This window comes from Bradyrhizobium sp. P5_C11_2, from assembly GCF_054049755.1.
The window spans coordinates 1-1,735 of sequence record NZ_JBFULT010000918.1; the positions used below are offsets into that span (position 1 = coordinate 1).

At 65.5% G+C, this 1,735-nt stretch carries 3 protein-coding genes; 2 read left to right on the forward strand and 1 reads right to left on the reverse strand.

All coding sequences use genetic code 11. The features are described from left to right. Positions 1-360, reverse strand: a 360-nt coding sequence (locus ACXJL8_RS40265) for a methylated-DNA--[protein]-cysteine S-methyltransferase (RefSeq protein ID WP_456686949.1), incomplete at its 3' end; no start/stop codon positions are given. Positions 361-499: 139 nt separating this feature from the next. On the opposite strand from ACXJL8_RS40265, the gene ACXJL8_RS40270 reads away from it, so the two are divergent. Next, positions 500-1,318, forward strand: coding sequence for an alpha/beta fold hydrolase (locus ACXJL8_RS40270; protein ID WP_456617347.1), 819 nt, complete (start codon positions 500-502; stop codon positions 1,316-1,318). Positions 1,319-1,320: 2 nt separating this feature from the next. Next, positions 1,321-1,735, forward strand: a 415-nt coding sequence (locus ACXJL8_RS40275; RefSeq protein ID WP_456686950.1) for an alpha/beta fold hydrolase, incomplete at its 3' end; no start/stop codon positions are given.

Sequence of the window (1,735 nt, forward strand, 5' to 3'; positions counted from 1 at the left end):
CAGCTGGACACCGCCGAGCTGTTTTGCGATGTCGCCATAGGTGATGGTCTTGCCGGGCGGGATGGCGCGGGCGATCTCGTAGACGCCGCGGTTGAAGTCGGGCACGCCGTCGAGATCGAGCGGGATGTCGGTGAGGTTATCCGGCTCGCCCGCGAGCAGTTTTGTGATGCGGTCGATCGCCTCTCGCACCTCGGCGGTCGGCTCGGCTTCGGTGGCGTCCGGGTGGCGCTGGCTGATGCGGGTGCGGATCTTCTCCTCGCCGCCCATCGGCAATTGCGTGCCGTTGATGCCGCGCGGGCCCCAGGCGATGGCGCAGAGGCCGATCCTGGTGTCGAACAGGGCAAAATGCTGGTCGGTCATGGCTTGGTTCCTGAGCTTACGTCCTTGTCGCATGCCCCCAATGTGATCTCCGCCTAAATCTAGGCTTGGAAATAGTTGCGATCCACCCGGTTTCCGGGAATCTTGCACAGGAGTTCCGCCCCCCTTCCGCGAGCCCAGAATGCAAAGCCTCCACGTCAACGGATACGACATGCCCTATCTCGACGTGGGCGAAGACAGGGGTAGACCACCACTGGTCTGCGTACATGGATCGCTCTCGGACTTCCGCATCTGGGGCTGCGTGCTCGGGCCGCTGACGCAGCGGCACCGGGTGATCGCTGTCAGCTTGCGACACTTCTTCCCCGACCGCTGGGATGGCGTCGGCGATACCTATTCGATCGCCCAGCATGTCCAGGACGTCATCGCCTTCATCGAGAAGCTCGACCTCGGCCCGGTCGACCTGATGGGCCATTCCCGCGGCGGGCACATTTGCTTCCGCGTCGCGCAGCAGCGGCCGGACCTGCTCCGGCGGCTTGTCCTGGCCGAACCCGGCGGCGAGCTCGATGCGAGTCTCGATCCGGACTATGCCGGCGGCCCCTCGCCGCTGCTGGCACGGTTCACGGCCTCGGCCGAGAAGATCGCGGCCGGCGATGTCGACGGCGGCCTCGCCGTCTTCGTCGACACGTTGGAGGGCGCCGGCACCTGGCCGCGGCTGCCGGCGATGGTGAAGCAGAATCTGCGCGACAACGCCTATACGCTGATCGGCCAGATCCGCGACAACCGGCCGCCCTTCTCGAAGGAAGATGCGGAGGCGATCAAGATGCCGACGCTGTTCATCCTGGGCGCGCGGACCAAGGGCCTGCTGCCAAAGGTGCTGCACGCGCTGGCCGCGCACGTGCCCTATTCCAAGACGGCGATCATCCCGAACGCGACGCATCCGATGTTCGAGCAGGCGCCGCAGAAATACTCCGAAGTGGTCCTGGATTTCCTGGCGGGCTGATCATGCAGACGTTTCGCGTCAACGATTACGACATGGCCTATCTCGAAGTGGGAGAAGGGCCGCCGCTGGTCTGCGTGCACGGCACGTTAGGGGATTTCCGCACCTGGTATTCCATGCTCGGCCCGCTGTCGAAGGCGCATCGCGTGATCTCGGTCAGCCTGCGGCATTTCTTTCCCGCGCATTGGGACGCCGTCGGCGACGATTTCAAGATGGCGCAGCACGTCTCTGACATGATCGCTTTCATCGAGCAGGTCGGGCCCGGGCCCGTCGATCTGATGGGCCATTCGCGCGGCGGGCACATCGCGTTTCGCGTGGCGCAGGCGCGGCCTGATCTGTTGCGGAAACTGGTGCTGGCCGAGCCCGGTGGCGATCTCGATTCCAGCCTGCCGGTGCCGGCCGGCACGCCCGCGCATCCGC